At 69.1% G+C, this 19197-nt stretch carries 17 protein-coding genes; 10 read left to right on the top strand and 7 right to left on the bottom strand.

What is annotated here, in order from left to right; translation table 11 throughout:
- The first annotated feature begins 128 nt into the window (after positions 1 to 128).
- Both QNJ67_04735 and QNJ67_04730 read left to right on the top strand, forming a co-directional pair.
- The gene (locus QNJ67_04735) at positions 129 to 926 is read left to right on the top strand and encodes an enoyl-CoA hydratase-related protein (GenBank protein ID MDJ0608261.1); all 798 of its coding nucleotides are present in this window, start codon (positions 129 to 131) and stop codon (positions 924 to 926) included.
- Between the two features lie 19 nt (positions 927 to 945).
- Entirely contained in the window at positions 946 to 1983 is a 1038-nt protein-coding gene (locus QNJ67_04730) for a cyclase family protein (protein ID MDJ0608260.1), read from the top strand.
- An 87-nt stretch (positions 1984 to 2070) separates the two neighbouring features.
- Here QNJ67_04730 and QNJ67_04725 read toward each other — a convergent pair whose 3' ends face one another.
- Positions 2071 to 3105 carry an NADP-dependent oxidoreductase gene (locus tag QNJ67_04725; GenBank protein ID MDJ0608259.1) on the bottom strand — a complete coding sequence of 345 codons (1035 nt, stop codon included), beginning with the start codon at positions 3103 to 3105 and terminating at the stop codon, positions 2071 to 2073.
- Positions 3106 to 3213: 108 nt separating this feature from the next.
- On the opposite strand from QNJ67_04725, the gene QNJ67_04720 reads away from it, so the two are divergent.
- The 4 genes from QNJ67_04720 (at position 3214) to QNJ67_04705 (ending at position 10131) form a co-directional block, all read left to right on the top strand.
- Positions 3214 to 4551 carry a 3-hydroxyacyl-CoA dehydrogenase NAD-binding domain-containing protein gene (locus tag QNJ67_04720; protein MDJ0608258.1) on the top strand — a complete coding sequence of 446 codons (1338 nt, stop codon included), beginning with the start codon at positions 3214 to 3216 and terminating at the stop codon, positions 4549 to 4551.
- A 195-nt stretch (positions 4552 to 4746) separates the two neighbouring features.
- Complete coding sequence (locus QNJ67_04715) at positions 4747 to 6279, top strand: CHAD domain-containing protein (protein MDJ0608257.1); 1533 nt, start codon at positions 4747 to 4749, stop codon at positions 6277 to 6279.
- Between the two features lie 136 nt (positions 6280 to 6415).
- On the top strand, positions 6416 to 8605 hold the full coding sequence (locus tag QNJ67_04710) for an RNA degradosome polyphosphate kinase (GenBank protein ID MDJ0608256.1): 2190 nt from the start codon (positions 6416 to 6418) through the stop codon (positions 8603 to 8605).
- Positions 8606 to 8610: 5 nt separating this feature from the next.
- The gene (locus QNJ67_04705; protein MDJ0608255.1) at positions 8611 to 10131 is read left to right on the top strand and encodes a Ppx/GppA family phosphatase; all 1521 of its coding nucleotides are present in this window, start codon (positions 8611 to 8613) and stop codon (positions 10129 to 10131) included.
- A 49-nt stretch (positions 10132 to 10180) separates the two neighbouring features.
- On the opposite strand, the gene QNJ67_04700 is transcribed toward QNJ67_04705, so the two are convergent.
- A complete protein-coding gene (locus QNJ67_04700) occupies positions 10181 to 10717 on the bottom strand; it encodes an SH3 domain-containing protein (GenBank protein MDJ0608254.1) in 537 nt (178 codons plus the stop codon).
- 196 nt (positions 10718 to 10913) lie between these two features.
- On the opposite strand from QNJ67_04700, the gene QNJ67_04695 reads away from it, so the two are divergent.
- The 4 genes from QNJ67_04695 to QNJ67_04680 all read left to right on the top strand — a co-directional run bounded on the left by QNJ67_04695 (position 10914) and on the right by QNJ67_04680 (position 14497).
- The gene (locus tag QNJ67_04695) at positions 10914 to 11900 is read left to right on the top strand and encodes a D-glycerate dehydrogenase (GenBank protein MDJ0608253.1); all 987 of its coding nucleotides are present in this window, start codon (positions 10914 to 10916) and stop codon (positions 11898 to 11900) included.
- 36 nt (positions 11901 to 11936) lie between these two features.
- Complete coding sequence (locus QNJ67_04690; GenBank protein ID MDJ0608252.1) at positions 11937 to 12479, top strand: DOMON-like domain-containing protein; 543 nt, start codon at positions 11937 to 11939, stop codon at positions 12477 to 12479.
- The gene (locus tag QNJ67_04685; GenBank protein MDJ0608251.1) at positions 12476 to 13678 is read left to right on the top strand and encodes a DUF1343 domain-containing protein; all 1203 of its coding nucleotides are present in this window, start codon (positions 12476 to 12478) and stop codon (positions 13676 to 13678) included. The genes QNJ67_04690 and QNJ67_04685 overlap by 4 nt, the downstream gene beginning before the upstream one ends.
- A gap of 93 nt (positions 13679 to 13771) precedes the next feature.
- Positions 13772 to 14497 (top strand): tellurite resistance TerB family protein, encoded by a 726-nt coding sequence (locus tag QNJ67_04680; GenBank protein ID MDJ0608250.1) that lies wholly within the window; start codon positions 13772 to 13774, stop codon positions 14495 to 14497.
- A gap of 155 nt (positions 14498 to 14652) precedes the next feature.
- Here QNJ67_04680 and QNJ67_04675 read toward each other — a convergent pair whose 3' ends face one another.
- The 5 genes from QNJ67_04675 to cysK are packed head-to-tail and all read right to left on the bottom strand — an operon-like array spanning position 14653 to position 19106.
- A complete protein-coding gene (locus QNJ67_04675) occupies positions 14653 to 15945 on the bottom strand; it encodes an enolase C-terminal domain-like protein (protein ID MDJ0608249.1) in 1293 nt (430 codons plus the stop codon).
- Positions 15942 to 16925, bottom strand: coding sequence for an aminoglycoside phosphotransferase family protein (locus QNJ67_04670; protein MDJ0608248.1), 984 nt, complete (start codon positions 16923 to 16925; stop codon positions 15942 to 15944). The genes QNJ67_04675 and QNJ67_04670 overlap by 4 nt, the downstream gene beginning before the upstream one ends.
- 35 nt (positions 16926 to 16960) lie before the next feature.
- On the bottom strand, positions 16961 to 17242 hold the full coding sequence (locus tag QNJ67_04665) for a sulfatase-like hydrolase/transferase (protein ID MDJ0608247.1): 282 nt from the start codon (positions 17240 to 17242) through the stop codon (positions 16961 to 16963).
- Positions 17243 to 17251: 9 nt separating this feature from the next.
- Complete coding sequence (gene moeB / locus QNJ67_04660; GenBank protein MDJ0608246.1) at positions 17252 to 18091, bottom strand: molybdopterin-synthase adenylyltransferase MoeB; 840 nt, start codon at positions 18089 to 18091, stop codon at positions 17252 to 17254.
- Between the two features lies 1 nt (position 18092).
- Entirely contained in the window at positions 18093 to 19106 is a 1014-nt protein-coding gene (gene cysK, locus QNJ67_04655; GenBank protein MDJ0608245.1) for a cysteine synthase A, read from the bottom strand.
- Positions 19107 to 19197 lie beyond the last annotated feature (91 nt).

Genomic DNA, 19197 nt, shown 5'->3' with positions numbered 1-19197 from the left:
TCGATACCCTGGATGCCCCGCTTCGGGCTATGGTTGCGTCCTCCGCTTTGGCGGGAGGGCACGCCATTCTCCATCGTCCGCTGCCCCGGCCCGCGTCTTTCGGGAAAACCGAGGAGATGTTCGACGCCATGAACGAGACTGTCCTGAGCGAGGTCGCTGACGGCGTCGCCTGGCTTACGCTCAACCGCCCGGACTCGCTCAACGCGCTGAACCCGGAGATGATCGACGGGCTGCTCGCGGCCCTGCCCGAGATCGAGCGGGACCCGGCGGTTCGCTGCTTGGTGATCCGCGGCGCGGGCGATCACTTCATGGCCGGCGGCGACCTCAAAGCCTTCAGCGAAAACCTGCATCAGCCGCCCGAAGCGCGCCGCCGTCATTTCGAAGACCTGATCCATCGCCTCCACCCCGCCATCGTCTGCCTGAGGCGCATGCCGAAGCCGGTGCTGGTCAGCGTGCAGGGCGCCGCGGCGGGTTTCGGGCTCAGCCTGGTGCTGGCGGCCGACCTCGCGGTCGCCGCAGAGGACTCCTACTTCACCCTGGCCTACAGCCTGATCGGCACGAGCCCCGACGGCGGCGCCACCTACCACCTGCCGCGCATCGTCGGCCTGCGTAAGGCCATGGAGATCGCCCTGCTGGGCGACCGCTTCTCGGCCTCCCGGGCCAAGAAGCTGGGCATCATCAACTGGGTCGTGCCGCCCGGCGCGCTCGAGCCGGAGACCGCCGGTCTGGCGAAACGCCTCGCCGAGGGGCCGACGGCGGCGCTCGGCCGGACCAAGGCGCTGCTGGCCGAATCCTTCGACCGGAGCCTGGAGGAACAGCTCAGCCTCGAGGCCGAGAGCTTCGCGGCCTCGGCCGCGACCGAGGACTTCGCCGAGGGCGTCGGCGCCTTCGTCGCGAAACGCAAGGCCGCGTTCAAGGGACGATAGCGGGCCGCGGGAGGGCGCCATGGCGCAGCGCTGGAAGGTCAGGCCCGAGGGGTCGAACTGGGGCGAGTTCGGCGAGGACGACCAGCGCGGCCGACTCAACCTGCTGACCCCGGAGCGGGTGCGCAGCGCGGTCGCCGAGGTGCGCGAGGGCATCAGCTTCTGCCTCAGCCTGCCGCTCGACCGGCCGGCAAAAGGCCTGCACCCGGCGCGCCACCCGCCGCGCCGCTTCGCCTCGGTCCAGAAGGGCGAGCCGAGGCACAATTATCCCATGAGCCGCCTGAGCCCCGATTTCACCGACGTGGTCAACGACGACGCCGTGCTGCTCCACACGCAGTTCTCGACCCAGTGGGATTCCCTGGCCCACGTCGGCCAGATGTTCGACGTCATGGGAGACGGCAAGCCGGTTCCGGTCTTCTACAACGGCTGGCGCGGCGACGTGGAGATCATCGAGCCGCGCGAGACCCGCAGCCCGGACGAAGCGACCCGCTTCGAGGGCATCGAGGCCAAGGTACTCGGCATCGAGAACATGGCCGAGACCGGGGTCCAGGGCCGCGGCGTCATGATCGATCTCAACGCCCACTTCGGGCGCGACCGCAAGCTGGTCGGCTACGACGACCTGATGCGCGTCATGGCGGCGGACGGGGTCGTCGTGGAGGAAGGCGACATGGTCTGCCTCTACACCGGGCTCGCCGACATGATCCTCGAGATGGGCCGCGACACCGACACGGCCGCGCTGCACGACAGCTGCGCCGCGCTCGACGGCCGCGACGAGGCGCTGCTGCGGTGGATCACCGACAGCGGCCTCTCGGTGCTGATCGCCGACAACTACGCTGTCGAGGCCGTGCCCGCCGCGGCCGGCGAGGGCAGCTGCGCCGGCCTGCCGCTGCACGAGCACTGCCTGTTCAAGCTGGGGATCCACCTGGGCGAGATCTGGTACCTGAAGGAACTGGCCGGCTGGCTGCGCGCCAAGGGCCGCAACCGTTTCCTGTTGACCGCCCCGCCTCTGCGCCTGCCCGGCGCCGTCGGCTCGCCGGTCACGCCGGTGGCGACGGTTTAAGCACCCCTAGAGCAGATCCGGGTTGCCGGAACCGCATAGCGTTTCCGTCAAAACCTGATCCGCTCTCGTCGGAGCTCGGTAAGGGGCCTACTGGGTCGGGTCCGGCGAGACCCTGACCACCAGCTTGCCGAAGTTCCTGCCTTCGAGCAGCCCCTGGAAGGCGTAAACCGTGTTCTCCAGACCGTCGACGAAGTCCTCGCGGTACTTGACCTGACCGCCGCGGATCCAGCCGCTCACCTGGTCGAGGAACTCGGCTTCCTGGGCGGCGTAATCGAAGACAATGAAGCCCTGGATTCTGAGGCGCTTGGTCAGCACCGAGCGCATCAGGACGGGGATCTGGTTCGGGCCTGGCGGCAGTTCGGTCGCGTTGTAGTGGGCGATCAGGCCGCAGACCGGCATGCGGGCGAAATCGTTGAAGTGCGGCAGGACCGCCTGGAAGACCGCGCCGCCGACGTTCTCCCAGTAGATGTCGATGCCGTCGGGGCAGGCCGTGGCGAGCTGTTCGGACAGGTCTGGGTCCCGGTGGTTGAGGCAGGCGTCGAAGCCCAGCTCCTCGACCACGTAGTCGCACTTGTCCTTGCCGCCGGCGACACCAACAACGCGGCAGCCCTTGATCCTGGCGATCTGGCCGACGATCGCGCCGACCGCGCCCGAAGCGGCGGCGACCACCAGCGTTTCGCCTTCCTTCGGCTGGCCGATGTTCTTGAGTCCCGTGTAGGCCGTCATGCCCGGCATCCCGAGCACGCCGAGCGCGGTCGAGATCGGCGCCAGCGCGGGGTCGACCTTCTTGAGGTCGCTGCCGTCCGAGAGCGCGTAGTCCTGCCAGCCGCTGTAGGCGAAGACGAAGTCGCCCTCCGCGAAGGCCGGGTTGTTCGAGACCACCACTTGGCTGACTGCGCCGCCGATCATCACCTCGTCGAGCGGCTGCGGTTCGGCGTAGGACTTGGCGTCGTTCAGGCGCCCGCGCATGTAAGGGTCGAGCGAGAGATGGATCGTCCGGCACAGCACCTGGCCGGGACCGGGCTCCGGCACGGCCGCCTCCTCCATCCGGAAGTCGCTGTCCTTGGGCGCGCCTTCCGGCCGCGCCGCCAGCACGATTCGCCGATTGACCTGTTCACCCATGAGCCTCCCCTCCTGCTTCGCGTGCACCCCAAGGTCGACATCCAGACTCCACCACAAGATACTTCAGCGCAACACGCGCGGAGGCAACAGCAGCACGAGGCCGGGGGAGTGACGCACGACCAGCCCGAGGAGAGCCCCAGCCCGGAGCGATCCGAGGCGGAGCGCTACGTCACCCTGGCCGAGCGCCGGGCCGGCGAGATCCCCGACGTGCCGCCCGACACGCCCACGGCGCCGGTCGAACAGGCGGCGGTCGTCGGCTGCGGCACCATGGGCCGGGGAATCGCCATGGCCTTCGCCAATGCCGGCATCCCGGTCACGGTGGTAGATACCGGCGAAGAAGCCCTGGCCCGGGGTCTCGAGGGCGTACGCCTGAGCTACGCGGGGCGGCTGTCCCGCGGCCGCATCTCGGCGCAGGAGATGGAGGCGCGTCTGGCCTTGATCGAGGGCACGGCGGACGTCGCGGCGGTCGCGGAGTCCGACTTCGTGGTCGAGGCGGTGTTCGAGGAACTGGACCTCAAGCGGCGGGTCTTCGCCGAGCTCGACCGGATCTGCAAGCCCGCGGCCCTCTTGGCGACCAACACCTCGACCCTCGACGTCGACGCGATCGCCGCGGCCACGTCCCGTCCGGAGCAGGTGATCGGCACCCACTTCTTCAGCCCGGCCCACGTCATGCGCCTCGTTGAGGTCGTGCGCGGCGCCCGGACCGGCAAGCAAACCCTGGCCACCGCGATGAAGCTGGCCAAGCGCCTGGAAAAGATCGGGGTCGTGGTCGGCGTCTGCGACGGCTTCGTCGGCAACCGCATGCTCTACGCCTACACCGGCCAGGCCAATGTCCTGCTCGAGGAAGGCGCCCTGCCCCAGGACGTCGACCGGGTGATCACCGAGTTCGGCTTTCCCATGGGGCCCTTCGCCATGGGCGACCTGGCCGGTCTCGACGTCGGCTGGCGGGTGCGCCGGCACAGGGCCAAGACCCAGCCCGGCAAGCACCGCGCCCTGCCGATCGCCGACCGGCTGTGCGAAGAGGGCCGTTTCGGCCAGAAGACTGGTGCCGGCTGGTACCGCTACGCCCCGGGCAGCCGCCGGCCGATCCCCGACCCGGCAGTCGAGCAGCTGATCCGCCGGGTCTCCGAGGAGCAGGGCATCGCGCGGCGGTCGATCGCCGACCGGGAGATCCTCGAACGCTGCCTCTATCCGCTGATCAACGAGGGCGCGAAGATCCTCGAAGAAGGCCTGGCGCTGAGAGCGAGCGACATAGACGTGATCTGGGTCCGCGGCTACGGCTTTCCGACGTCCCGAGGCGGTCCCATGTATCTGGCCGATCGGATCGGATTGAAGGCCGTCCACGACGTGATGGCCCGGCTGCACGCCGATCAGGGCGTCGCGCTCGAACCGGCCGCGTTGTTGGCGGAACTGTCCCGCACGGGAGGCACCTTCGCGCCGGTCTAAATTCGACCAGATTGAGACGACACGACCCCCAGGAAAGGCTTTAACCGGGCGCCGGCGCTCCTCATATCCGGAATGTAAGGTTAAGGCCGGAAATGCTATTTCCGGCTGTGCTTTGTCGTTCTAGTTTCATACAATTGTCATCGTTATTTCTGGGGCACAACGGCGGTTTCCGCCGGCGAAGGCAAGGGGCAAGGCATGCATGAAGAAATCGAGCTGAAGCTCGTGGTATCACCGAACGATTTAAAGCGCCTGCGCGGCGATCCTCTGATCCGCTCGCTGGCGAGCCGGCGAGCCAGTACCAAGCGCCTGCGGACGACCTACTACGACACGCCCTCCCACGACCTGCGCCAGCGCGGCATGGCGCTGCGCGTACGCCAGATCGGCCGGCGCTACGTTCAGACCCTGAAGGTGCCGGGCAACGGCGCCTCCGGACTGCAGCACTACCGCGAGTATGAGGCGGACGTGGCCGCCGACGCGCCCGAGGTGTCCCGGATCGACGATGTCTCGCTGCGCCAGCTGCTGGACGCCGAGAAGGTTTCCGAGAGGCTGGAGCCGATCTTCACGACGACCGTGAACCGCAGCACGGTGCCCCTGAAGCTGGAGGACAGCGAGGTCGAGCTGGCCCTGGACAGCGGCGAGATCGCCGCGGGCGAGGAGAGCCTGCCGATCTGCGAGGCCGAGCTGGAACTGGTCTCGGGCTCGAGCCAGCGGATCTTCGAGCTGGCGCTCGCGCTCAGCAAGCGCATCGACTTCCGGCTGGAGACCCGCACCAAGGCGGCGCGCGGCTACCAGCTGAGCGCGGGGCTCGAACTCGGTCCGCAGAAGGCCAAGCCCTTCGAGCTGGCACCCGAAATGACCGTCGGCGAGGTTTTCGTCGCGGCCGCTCGCGCTTGCCTGGAGCAGATCCGGTTCAACGAGGCCGTGGTCGTGCGGGACGAACTGGCGCCGCGCGATCCCGAAGGGATTCATCAGCTTCGGGTCGGCGTGCGACGCCTGCGCGCGCTGGTCAGCGTGTTCCGCCAGGCCCTGACCAAGGAAGCCTACGCCTACCTGCGAGAGGAGCTGTCCTGGCTGCAGGGCGCCCTGGGCCCGGCCCGGGAATGGGACGTCTTCTCGCTGGAGACGCTGGCGCCCCTACGCCGCCGGCTGTCCGAAGACCGGGATCTCGCGGCCCTCGCCGAGGCCGCCGCGGCGCGCCGGGAACTGGCCAACCAGGCCGCCCGGGCCGCCCTGCTGGAGCGGCGCTACACCGACCTGATCCTACGGTTCGAGCTCTGGCTCAGCAATCACGGCTGGGCGTTGCGCGGCGGCGGGCATGGCCATGTTCCGAGCCAGCGGATCGGGCACTTCGCCGGCGAAGCCCTGGATAAGCGCGCCCGCAAGCTGCACAAGCTGACCCGGAAGTGGAAGACCCTGCCGGAGGCCGAGCTCCACGAGGTCCGTATCCTGGCCAAGAAGCTGCGCTACACGCTGGAGTTCTTCGCGGCGCTCTATCCCCGCAAGACCATGCAGGCCCATGCGCGGACGATCAGCCGGATCCAGGACACGCTCGGCTCGCTCAACGACTCGGTGGTGAACGACGGCCTGCTGGCCGCCCTGGAAGGCGAGGTCAGCCCCCGGGCGACCGCGATCGTCAGGGGCTGGCAGGCGGCCTGCATCGAGCGGGACCTGGCTCATTTCCGCGCCGACCTGAAGGACTACGAGCAGGCCAAGCCGCCCTGGCATTGAGCCGGGCACCTCGCCCGCGAAACAAGACGCCGTCGCCCCGGTGCAAGCCGCCGTTGTTCCTGATCAATGCCGCGCTATACTGTGTCGTTGTCTGATTTCCTGACAATTCGACAGTCAAGCGCGAGGGCGATCGGTCGTGGAGCAAGTCGAGCAGGACGGTGCGCGCCGGCCCGGGGACCGGGAAGCGGTCGCCGAAGGCAATGAGGGGCTCGACGCCTTTCCGCCGGCGCAACGCTACATAAACCGCGAGCTTTCCTGGCTGGCATTCAACGAGCGGGTGCTCGAGGAGGCCTATAACGACAGGCACCCGCTGCTGGAGCGGCTTCGCTTCCTGTCGATCTCGTCGAGCAACCTGGACGAGTTCTACATGGTGCGTGTGGCCGGCCTGAAGGGCCAGGTCCAGGCCCATGTGGCGACGCAGAGCCCGGAGGGAATGAACCCGGGCCAGCAGCTGACCGCGATCAACGAACGGGTCGCCAGTCTGATGGCGCGCCAGCAGGCGTGCTGGCAAGACCTTCGGGGGTGCCTGCACGACGCCGGCCTCGAAGTCCTTAAAACCAGCCAGCTGACCGACGCAGAGTGGAAGTGGCTGGACCGTTACTTCGACGACGAGATCTTCCCGGTCCTGACCCCGATCGCGATAGACCCGACCCACCCCTTCCCCTTCATCCCCAATTTCGGCTTCGCCATGGTGCTGGAGCTCTATCGCAGCACGAACGGAGAGAGCCTCTACAGCCTTTTGTTGCTGCCGAACCAGATCGGCCGCTTCATCCGCCTCCCGGGGCCGGGCCTGCGCTTCATTCGCATGGAGCAGGTCGTCCGCCTGCACCTGGAACGCGTCTTTCCTGGCTTCGAGGTGCGGCATTACGGCTACTTCCGTGTGCTACGCGACAGCGACATCGAGATCGAGGAGGAAGGCGAGGACCTCGTACGCGAGTTCGAATCCGCCTTGAAGCGCCGGCGCCGCGGCTCTGTGATCCTGCTCACCGTCAACGCGGACATCGACCGGGGCCTGCAGGACTTCCTGGTCGAGGAGCTGCGGGTGTCGCACGAGGACGTCTTCCCGCTCGACGGCCTGCTCGGCCTCAACACCCTCTCGCAGCTGATCGTCGAAGACCGGCCGGACCTGCTTTTTCCGCCGTTCACGGCGCGCTTTCCCGAGCGGATCCGCGATCACGGCGGCGACTGCCTGGCCGCGATTCACGCCAAGGACATCGTGGTCCACCACCCCTACGAGAGCTTCGACGTCGTCGTCCAGTTCCTGCGCCAGGCCGCGCGCGACCCGGCCGTCGTGGCAATCAAGCAGACCCTCTACCGCACCAGCGAGAACTCGCCCATCGTGGCCGCGCTCACCGAGGCGGCCGAGGCAGGCAAGACCGTCACCGCGCTGGTCGAGCTGAAGGCCAGGTTCGACGAGGAGCGCAACATCCGCTGGGCACGCGACCTGGAGCGGGCCGGCGTCCAGGTGGTCTACGGCTTCCTGCGCCTCAAGACCCACGCCAAGGTGTCGCTGGTGGTCCGGCGCGAGGGCACGGCGCTCAAGTCCTACTGCCACTTCGGTACCGGCAACTACCACCCGGTGACGGCGAAGATCTACACCGACCTCTCCTTCTTCACCTGCGACCCGGCGCTCTGCCGCGACGCTGCGAGGCTGTTCAACTACATGACTGGCTACGCCAGCCCGGAATGGATGGAGAAGGTGGCCGCATCGCCGTTGAACCTCAGGGAGACGCTGCTGAAGTTCATCAAGGCCGAGGCCCTCCACGCCAAGGCCGGGCGGCCGGCGGCGATCTGGGCCAAGGTGAACTCGCTGGTCGATCCCGAGATCATCGACGCGCTCTACCGCGCATCGGCCGACGGCGTGCGGATCGAGCTAGTCGTACGCGGGATCTGCTGCCTGCGCGCCGGGGTGCCGGGTCTGTCGGAGAACATCGTGGTAAAGAGCATCGTCGGCCGTTTCCTCGAGCACAGCCGCATCGTGTGCTTCGGCAACGGCCACGGCCTGCCGTCGCGCAAGGCGAAGTTGTACATTTCGTCGGCCGACTGGATGCCGCGAAACCTGGACCGCCGGGTGGAGACGCTGGTGCCCATCGAGAACCCGACCGTCCACCAGCAGATACTCGGCCAGATCATGACCGCGAACCTCAAGGACGAGGCCCACAGCTGGTACCTCGAGCCCGACGGTGACTACCGGCGGGTGAAGGCCCGGCCCAAGGCTTTCAGCGCCCACCACTACTTCATCACCAACCCAAGCCTTTCCGGGCGCGGTTCGGCGCTCAAGAAGGACATGGCGAGGACCCCGCGTCTGGTACACAAGAAGAATTGAACACCATGGCCATTTGGGGTGAGGCGCTGCGCCGAGCGACGCGAAACCGGGGACCGGTGGCGGTCGTCGACATTGGCTCTAACTCGGTCCGCCTCGTCGTCTTCGACACCCAGGACCGGACGCTGCGGCCGTTGTTCAACGAAAAGGTTCTGTGCGGCCTCGGCCGCGGTCTGGGCACGACCGGCCGCCTGAACGCGGACGGCATTGCCTTGGCGCGCGCCAACCTCGTGCGATTCACCGGCCTAACGCGGGCGATGGGCGTGGACCAGATGGAGCTTCTGGCTACCGCGGCCGTGCGCGAAGCTGAGGACGGTCCGCTCTTCGTCCGCGAGGTCGAGCAAATCTGCGGGCGCCCGGTCAATGTCCTCGACGGCATCGCCGAGGCCCGCCTTGCGGCGGTCGGCGTGCTGGCGGGGCTGCCCGACGCGGCCGGCGTCGTCGGCGATCTCGGCGGCGGCAGCCTGGAACTCGTCGAGCTGCGCGATGGCCGGACCGGGCGCTCGGAGACCTTGCCGCTCGGCCCTCTGAGGCTCGCCGAGACCTGCGGCGAGGACGTCGGTGCCATGCGCCAGGAGATCGACCGTCAGCTTGCCGGGGTCGAATGGATCGCCGAGCTTGCCGCCGAGAGCGACGCGCGCATTTTCTATCCCGTCGGCGGCGCCTGGCGAAACCTGGCGCGTCTGCACATGGAGCAGCACGATTATCCGCTGCACGTCGCGCACGGCTATCGCATGCGGCGCGCCGAGGTTGAGAAGATGGAGGGCGTCGTCGGCCGGATGGGGCCGAGCTCGTTCGACCGGATCAGAGGAATTTCCCGGCGCCGCCTTGAAGTGCTGCCCACGGCGGCGGTCATCTTGGCCCGCGTCCTCAAGGCTTTGCGCTACAAGGACGTGCAGTTCTCCGCCTATGGGCTCCGCGAAGGCTACATCTTCGACGCCCTGCCCCAGAAACAGCGAGAGAAAGATCCGCTGATCGCCGCGGCGGAGGAGATGGCCGAGACCGGATCCAGGTTTGGCGGCATGTCCCGCCAGCTGATGACCTGGACGGCGCCGCTGTTCCCGAACGAGAGCCCGGGGGAGGAGCGCCTGCGCCGGGCCTCCTGCCTGCTGTCGGATATCGCCTGGCGCGAGCACGTCGACTACCGGGCGCGGCAGGCGCTGCACCGGATCCTCTACTTTCCCTTCGCCGGGATCGGCCACCCAGAGCGCGTGTTCCTCGCCTACGTGGCCCACACGCGTTATGGCGGCACGGAGATATCCGATGAGTTCGATCCCTACCTCGGCCTCATCTCGGCCGCGGCGGAACGGCGGGCGCGGGTCCTCGGGCTGGCGCAGAGGCTCGCCTATCAAGTCTCCGGCGCGACCGGCGCCGTGCTGGCGACCTCGGCGCTTCATTTCGATGATTCCGGCAGGCTCTCGCTCAGACTGCCGGGCGACGAGGTCACGCCGGGACGCGGCACGGTCGAGCGCCGCCTGGAAGCCCTCGGCGAAGCGCTCGACGCCACCGAGGTCAGCATCGACGACTAGAAGGTGACAGTCCGGAAAGGGGTGAACGTCTTTCCGAGGCGAACCGGCCCTATCGCACCGCCTCGCCCGGATAGAGGCCGAAGAAGCTGTCGCGGGCGAGCCAACCTTCCAGGCCCGCGACCTCGATCCGGCACCAGCCCCGCTCGCAGCGTTCGAGCTGTCCGACGACGCCCGGCTCCAACTCGGCGACCGGTTGGGCAGCGGGATCCGGATCGCGGTGAAGCGTACGCCTGGCGCCGACGATCAGCACGCCGCGCCGGCTGCTCAACATCGACATGTGGACCCAGCCGACCGTGTTCTCGTGATCGCGGATCTGGCGCCAGGTGTCGTGCTCGTTGATCACCTCGACCGGCAGCCCGGGGCGGCGGTAGACCCAGTCGATCGGGAAGCGGGTGCCCGGGCCGATCCGCAGATTGATCTCTGAGGCGCGCAGCGAAACGAAGCGCGGCAGGGGCAGACCGGTCGGTCCGACGCCCTGCGGCCCGCCTTCTTGCACCCCGCTGTCCTGCGCCAGGGCGCCCCCGGCCGGGGCCGCCGCCGCAAGGGCCGCGCCGACCAGCGCACCGAAGATTCTGAGCCTTCTCACCGCACCCTTCCGCATGGCAGAGACCGGGACCGCACGGCCCTGCGACGGGCCGCCTGGTCGGGTGACGTGATGTTCTCCTAGCCAGGGGCAAGCGTAGGGTCAAGGACCGCCTGAGCCCCGGGCGCGCGTGTGCTGGACAAAGCCGGGGGGCACCTGCTATGGCACCAAGTCCCCTCGGCGCCTTCCGGAGAGGCTCATGTCATCACAAAAACCACGCGTGGTCGTAACCCGCAGGCTGCCCGACGTCATCGAGACCCGCATGATGGAGCTGTTCGACACGCGGCTCAATCTCGACGACCAGCCGATGAGCCAGTCAGCCCTGATCGAGGCGGTCAAGGAGGCCGACGTGCTGGTCCCGACGATCACCGACCGGATCGACCTCGGCGTCCTGTCCCAGGCGGGGGCCGATCTCAAGCTGATCGCCTCCTTCGGCACCGGCGTCGACCACATCGACCTCAAGACCGCCCGCCAGCGGGGCATCAACGTCACCAACACCCCGGGCGTGCTGACCGAGGACACGGCGGACATGACCATGGCGCTGATCCTGGCCGTGCCGCGCCGCCTGGCGGAGGGCGAACGGCTGGTGCGCTCCGGCGAGTGGCACGGCTGGAGCCCGACCGGCATGCTGGGCCACAGGATCTGGGGCAAGCGACTGGGCATCATCGGCATGGGGCGGGTCGGCCAGGCGGTCGCCCGGCGCGCCAAGGGCTTCGGGCTCTCGGTGCACTACCACAACCGCCGCCAGGTCCATAACGACATCGAGGAAGAGCTGGAGGCGACCTACTGGGAGAGCCTCGACCAGATGCTCACCCGCATGGACTTCATCTCGATCAACTGCCCGCACACGCCGGCGACCTATCACCTGCTGTCGGCCCGGCGCCTCAAGCTGCTGCAGCCCCAGGCCGTCGTGGTCAACACCAGCCGCGGCGAGGTGATCGACGAGAACGCCCTGGCGCGCATGCTGGAAGCCAAGGAGATCGCCGGCGCCGGGCTCGACGTCTTCGAGCACGAGCCGGCGATCAATCCCAAGCTCCTCAAGCTCGACAACGTCGTCCTGCTGCCGCACATGGGATCGGCCACCTTCGAGGGACGGATCGCCATGGGCGAGAAGGTGATCATCAACATCAAGACCTTCGCCGACGGCCACACCCCGCCCGACCGGGTCCTGGAGACGATGTTCTGAGGGTGGGCTCGACCGCTGTGGTTGGCTCCTAGGGCGATGCGGATCGGGCTGGTTCAGCATCCCGATTCCCGCTGCGGCGCGGTCATCGAGATCGAGGTCGAGGTCGCCCGCCCGCAACCGGCCGGACTCGCCCTGCACTACCGCGTGACCGGAGAGGTCGGCGCCCTCCGTCTGCCGCCCCCCGGCGCGCCCCAGCGCCGGGACGGGCTCTGGCACCGCACCTGCTTCGAGGCCTTTCTCCGGACCGCGCCGGGGCCGGGGTACATGGAGCTCAACCTCGCGCCGTCCAAGCGCTGGGCGGCCTACGCATTCGACGCCTATCGGAGCGGCATGCGTCCGCTCGCGATCGCGGCGCCGCGGATCGAGGCACGGCGCGCCGGCCCGCGCTACGCGCTGAGCGCCCGGCTTTCCCTCGATGGCCTGGCAAGCGAAACGCCCTGGCAGCTCGGCCTCGCCGCGGTGATCGAGGAGCGCGACGGCGGGCGTTCCTACTGGGCGCTCGCCCATCCGCCGGGCAGACCCGATTTCCATCACGCCGATTGCTTTGCCTGCGAAGTGGCGGCACAAGGAAAGCCATGAAGTTCGGCATCGAACGCCTCTGCGCCGAGCCCGGCCTGCGCAAGCCGCTCGCCGGCAAGCGCGTCGCCCTGCTGGCGCACCCTGCCTCGGTGACCGGCGACCTGATCCATAGCCTGGACGCGCTGGCGGCCTGTGGAGACCTCAGCCTGTCCGCCGCCTTCGGCCCGCAGCACGGCCTGCGCGGCGACAAGCAGGACAACATGATCGAGTCGGCCGACTTCCATGATCCGGTCCACGGGGTCCCGGTCTTCAGCCTCTACGGCGACGTGCGCCGGCCGACCGACGCGATGATGGCGTGCTTCGACGTCCTCCTGGTCGACCTGCAGGACGTCGGCTGCCGCATCTACACCTACATCACGACGCTGCGCTACGTGCTGGAGGCGGCGGCGCAGCACGGCAAGGCGGTCTGGGTGCTCGACCGGCCCAACCCCATCGGCCGCCCGGTCGAGGGCCTGAGGCTGCAGCCCGGCTGGGAGAGCTTCGTCGGCGCCGGGCCGCTGCCGATCCGCCACGGCCTCACCCTCGGCGAGCTGGGCCTCTGGTTCATCGAGCGGCTCAAGCTCGACGTCGAGTACCGCCTGGTCGAGATGGAAGGCTGGCAGCCCGAGACGGCGCCGGGCTTCGGCTGGCCGCTCGGCGAACGCGACTGGGTCAACCCCAGCCCTAACGCGCCCAACCTCTTCATGGCCCGGGCCTTTCCCGGCACGGTGATGGTCGAGGGCGTCACGCTCTCCGAGGGCCGCGGCACCACCCGCCCCCTCGAGCTCTTCGGCGCGCCTGACATCGACGCGCGGGCGGTGATCGCCGAGATGCAGGCGCTCGCTCCCGACTGGCTCGCAGGCTGCCGTCTGCGTGACTGCTGGTTCGAGCCAACCTTCCAGAAGCACGTGGGCGCGCTCTGCCACGGGGTTCAGATCCACACCGAGAACCCGGGCTACGACCACCTCGCCTTCAGGCCCTGGCGCCTCGTCGCGCTCGGCTTCAAGGCGGTCCGCCGGCTCTATCCCGACTATCCCCTCTGGCGCGACTTCCCCTACGAGTACGAAGAAGGGAAGCTGCCCATAGACGTCATCTGCGGCGGGCCCCTACTGCGCGAGTGGGTCGACGACGGTGCGACGGCGCCCGCCGACCTGGAGGCCCTTGCCCGGCCCGACGAGCAGGCCTGGCTCGGCGAGCGGCAGTCCCACCTGCGCTATTGATCCCGGGTCGCCGGTAGCCGATTGCAGCCGGCGGCCTCCATCCCCATCTCTCCTCTTCGCCGACACCTGGGCCGACAGATGGAGAGAGTGAGCATGGATCCCCAAAGCCTTCTGGAGCAGTTTCTCGGACCCGACGCCCGGCGCAGCGCCGGCAACGCCTTCGAGGGCGCCAAGGGCAAGCTGGCCAACAGCGGCGTGGGCGGTGTCGCCGGCGGCCTCGCGGCAGGCGGCCTTCTCGGCCTCCTGGTCGGCAACAAGAAGGCGCGCAAGAAGGTCGGCAAGATGGCCGGCGGCGTGGTCGGCTACGGCGGCGCGGCGGCGCTGGGCGCGCTCGCCTACCGGGCCTACCAGAACTGGCAGGATGGCCAGCAGGCCACCACCTCGGCGCCGGCGACCCAGGCTGAGCCCCCGGCCCCGCCCCCCGGCTCCAAGTTCCTGCCGGCGGCGGCGCCGGCCAGCGACGGCAAGCCCTTCGAGCTCGCCCTGGTTCTCGCCATGATCGGCGCGGCCAATGCCGACGGCCACATCTGCGCCGACGAGCAGCGTCTGATCTTCGAGCGGGTCGGCGAGCTGCCGCTCGATGCCGAGGACAAGGCCTTCGTCTTCGACTCCCTGGCAAAGCCGCCCAGCCTGCAGGACATCGCCGCCCTGGCGCAGGGCCCGGAGCAGGCGACAGAGCTCTACCTTGCCTCGCGTCTCGCGATCGACCCCGATCACCCGGCCGAGCAGGCCTACCTGGAGGCCCTGGCCAGCCGGCTGTCGCTACCCCGCGAGTTGGTCGACCACCTGGAGGCCCAGGCCGGCGCCGCAGGGTCTTAGAGCAGATCCGGGTTTGACTGAATCGCCGGAGGCGATCCATCAAACCCGGTGAATCTGCTCTAAACCTAGGATGTAGAGCGGATTCACATGTTTAGTTGGAGACCACGAAGTGGTTCCATCTAAACATGATCCGCTCTAGGGGCTCGGCCGGCACATCACCGGCCGCGGCCCCAGGGAAAGGCGGCCCGCGGCGGCAAGGTGCCGCCCGCGCCGCCCAGCTGGTCGGCGATGCGCAAGCCCTCGTTCCACTTCGCCATGCGCTCGGAGCGGGCGAACGAGCCGACCTTGAGCTGCTTCACGCCCCAGCCGACGGCCAGGTGGACGATAGTGAGGTCCTCGGTCTCTCCCGAGCGGGCCGAGACGATGCTCTCCCATCCCGCGGCCCGGGCCGCCTCGAGCGCCGCCCTGGATTCGGTCAGGGTTCCGGCCTGGTTCGGCTTGATCAGCGCCGTGTTGCAGGCGCCCAGGGCCTCCGCCGACTCGATGCGGCCGGCCGAGGTGCAGATGAAGTCGTCCGCGACGACCTCGACCCCTGATCCCGCGGCAGCGGTGAAGCGCGCCATCGCCGACCCATCGTCCTCGGCGAGCGGGTCCTCGATGGCGACGATCGGATAGCGCGCGAGCCAGCCAAGCAGCATCTCGGCCAGCGCATCGGAGTCGACCTCCCGCCGGTCCGTCGCCAGACAGTAGCGGCCGCCGCGGCCGAAGTCCGTCGCCGCGATGTCGAGCGAGATCGCCAGGTCCTCGCCCGGGATGAAACCCGCTCGCTCGATCGCGCGCACCAGGTAGTCCAGCGCCTGCTCGTTCGACTCGAAGGCCGGCCAGAACCCGCCCTCGTCGGCCACCCCCTGCATCAGCCCGGCCTCTTGCATGATCGCGCCGGCGGCGCGGTAGACCTCGGCGGTCCACTCGAGCGACTGGGCGTAGCTGCCGGCGCCGACCGCGACGACCATGAAGTCCTGGATATCGACCCGCCGTCCCGCGTGGGCGCCGCCGCCGAAGATCTGGATCTCGGGCAGCGGCAGCGAGAAGCTTTCCCGGTCCGCGCCCAGGTAGCGCCACAGCGGCAGGCCCTCGGCCGCCGCGGCGGCGTGCGCCACCGCCATAGAGGTCGCGACCAACGCGTTGCCGCCGAGCCGAGACTTGTCCGGCGTGCCGTCGAGCTCGATCATGACCCGGTCGGCCGCCATCTGATCGCGCGGGTCGCGCCCGCGCAGCACGCCCGCGATCTCTCCCGTCACGGCCGCGACCGCGCCCTGCACGTCGAGCCCGCCGAAGGCCGCGCCCCCGTCGCGTTTGTCCAGAGCCTCGCCGCTGCCGGTCGAGGCGCCGGCCGGGGCGATCGCCCGCCCAATGGTGCCGTCCGACAGCCGGACCTCGGCCTCGACCGTCGGGCGTCCGCGGGAATCCCAAACGCGGCGCCCCTGCACGGTGGCGATTTCGGTCATGTGGCGAGTTCCTCTGCCCAGGCGGCCCGGATGTCCTCGAGGCGCGCAGGCGGCGCCTCGAGCAGAGGACGCGCCGCGCGGCGCACCCGCTCCCGGTCGGCCTCCTCGGTGATGTACTCGACCGGCGACTTGCCGTCGACCCGGGCCAGGAAGAGCCCCGGAAGAAGGCTCGCCACGCGCGCTTCCAGTTCCCCTGGCGCTTCCCAACCGACCTCGGCGAGATAGGCCGACGCCATGGCGTCGAATCCCGCGAGAAAGTCGGGCCGCGCCGCCGGCGTCCAGAGGCACTTCAGCAGGAAATGGTTGAGGCAGAACGCGAGATCGAAGGCCGGGTCGCCGATGCAGGCACACTCGGCATCGAGGAACACCGGGCCGGCGGGCCCGATCAGGATGTTCTTCGGGCTGACATCGCCGTGGATCATTGCCTTGCGGGTGGCGGCGGTGCGCGCGGAGAGGGCGAAGAGCGCGTCGTGCAGGTCGGGATGCCGTGCGGCGGTCGCCTCGAGATAGGGCTCGAGGCGAATGGCGTGGAAGATGTCGTTGCGGGGAAAGAGCGCGGCAGTCTCGGCCCGGCCCGCGGTGCCGGCGTGGATGCGGGAGAGCCGCCGGCCGACCTCGGCGGCAACCGTCGGATCGGCATTCCCGGCCCGCAGTTCATCCTTCCACAGCTTGTGCTCGGCCGGATCGAGGTAGTCCATGGCGCAGAGCATGGCCTTCTCGTCATGCAGCAGAACCCGCGGCGCGGCGCCCGGCACGATGCCTTCGGCGATCCTATACCAGGCCACTTCGAAGCGGTTGCGCTCGACCGGCGCGAACCAGTCCGCCGCCACCTTCAGCTTCGGAAGCGCCCGCTTCACGCAGAACACCCGGCCCCCGCCTTCGACCTTCCAGATGTCCGAAGAGACACCGCCGGCGAGCGGCTCGAAGGATGTCTCCGCCGCCCCGCCAATGAGCCCGGCGCTCTGCAGAATCTCGATCATCTGCGGATCTGGCTGCGGCGGAACCCCGCTTGGCTTTACCATTGGCCGTTCAGCCCCATGCCTCCGTGGTTTCCAGTTCCCCTGCCTTCAGGGGCCATGAAATCCCCGGCGACGTGCCACTTGCCGGCGACCAGGGTGCGGTAGCCCGACGCGCGCGTCGGACAGCAGCGCGCGCAGTTGTACATCATGGTGAGCAGCGCGCCGTCCTTCGCCAACCGGTCGATGTTGGGCGTCCTGATTTTCGACCCGGTCACCCCTAGGTCGGAAAAGCCCATGTCGTCGGCCAGGATTGGGACGACGTCGGGTCTTGTTGCCACACCCGCCTCTCAGGCCACGCAATAGGGCTGGTCGGCGCGGTAGGTCATGGTCTTGAGGTCGGCGATGCTGGCCTGGGGGCCGCAGAGCGCGCAGGCGGGGTCGGCTTTGAGCGCCACCGTGCGGAAGCTGCTGCCGAGGGCGTCGTAGAGCATCAGCCGGCCCGAGAGGCTCTCGCCGATGCCGAGGATCTCCTTGATCACCTCGAGCGCCTGCAGCGTGCCCATCACGCCGGCCAGCGCGCCCATCACGCCGACGTCGGCGCAGCTCTGCTTGGGGTCTTCCGGCTGGGCGCCGAAGACGCAGCGGTAGCAGGGCGCCTCGGCCGACTCGTAGGCCTTGTAGGTCGAGAGCTGACCGTCGAAGCGCATGATGGCGGCCGCCACCAGGGGTTTCTTCGCCAGGAAGCAGGCGTCGTTCAAAAGATAGCGGGTCGGGAAGTTGTCCGAGCCGTCGGCGACCAGGTCGTAGTCGGCGATCAGCGCCTCGACGTTGTCGGGCCCGACGCGTGCCTGGTGCGGGATCACCGTGACCTCGGGGTTGATTTCGGCGAGGCGCTGCTTCGCGCTCTCGACCTTGGGGATTCCGACCTTGGAGGTGTCGTGCAACACCTGGCGCTGCAGGTTGGAGAGATCGACCGAGTCGTCATCGACCACGCCCAGCGTGCCGACGCCGGCCGCCGCCAGATAGAGCGCGAGCGGCGAACCGAGGCCGCCGGCGCCGACCACCAGGACCTTGGCCTGGAGCAGGCGGGCCTGGCCCTCCTCGCCGACCTCGGGCAGCACGATGTGGCGCGCGTAGCGGTCGACCTGCGCGTCGGTCAGTTCCAAGTCGTCCGGTTCGGTATCCATCTCAAAGGCCCTCGAAGAGTTCCGTCGTCAGGTAGCGTTCCGCCGCGGAGGATAGCACGGCGACCACGGTCTTGCCCGCCATCTCGGGTCGGGCGCCGACCTCGAGCGCGGCGGCCAGGGCGGCGCCCGAGGAGATGCCGACCGGCAAGCCCTCGAGCCGGGCGACCTCCCGCGCCATGGTGAACGCGCTCTCGTTGGCGATACGGATGACCTCGTCGATCTGCGCGGTATCCAGGTTGTCGGGCACGAAGCCCGCGCCGATGCCCTGGATCTTGTGCGGTCCGGGCAGGCCGCCCGACAGCACCGGGCTGTCCTCGGGCTCGACCGCGACCATGCGCAAGCCCGGCTTGCGCGCCTTCAGCACCTGGGCCACCCCGGTCAGGGTGCCGCCGGTACCGACGCCGGCCACCACGACGTCGACCGCGCCCGCGGTGTCGGTCCAGATCTCCTCCGCCGTGGTCAGGCGGTGAACCTCCGGGTTGGCCGGGTTGGAGAACTGCTGGGGCATGACCGCCTTGGGCAGCTCCGCCAGTAGCTGCTCGGCCTTGGCGACGGCGCCCCGCATGCCCTCGCCGCCCGGCGTCAGCACCAGCTCGACGCCCAGAAGGCGCAGCATCCTGCGCCGCTCGACCGACATGGTCTCCGGCATGGTCAGGATCAGGCGGTAGCCCTTGGCGGCGCAGACGAAGGCCAGCGCGATGCCGGTGTTGCCGCTGGTCGGCTCGATGATCGTGGTCTCGGGGTCGATCCGCCCCGCCGCCTCGAGGGCCTCGATCATGGCGAGGCCGATCCGGTCCTTCACCGAGCTCAAGGGGTTGAAGAATTCGCACTTGCCGAGCAGGTCGGCGGCACAGCCGTGCCGCCGGGCCAGCTTCGCCAGGCGGATCAGCGGGGTCCGCCCGATGGTCTCGAGCACGCTCCCGTAGACCCGGCCGCCGGAGTCTCCGTCCCGGTGGGTCCCGGCCGGGAGACCGCCCGCCGGCCGCTTCGCGCTCGCCTCGACGCCATCTTCCATCGCCTGCCGGTGTACCCGGCGGCGCGTGACGAATCAACGGCCCGAAGGGGATTGGCGGCGCCCGCTCTCCTGCGGACTCGCGGAACGCACG

This window comes from Kiloniellales bacterium, from assembly GCA_030064845.1.
Taxonomy (GTDB): domain Bacteria; phylum Pseudomonadota; class Alphaproteobacteria; order Kiloniellales; family JAKSDN01; genus JASJEC01.
Note: the sequence above shows the minus strand (reverse complement) of the source record. Positions and strands in the feature narration are given on the sequence as shown.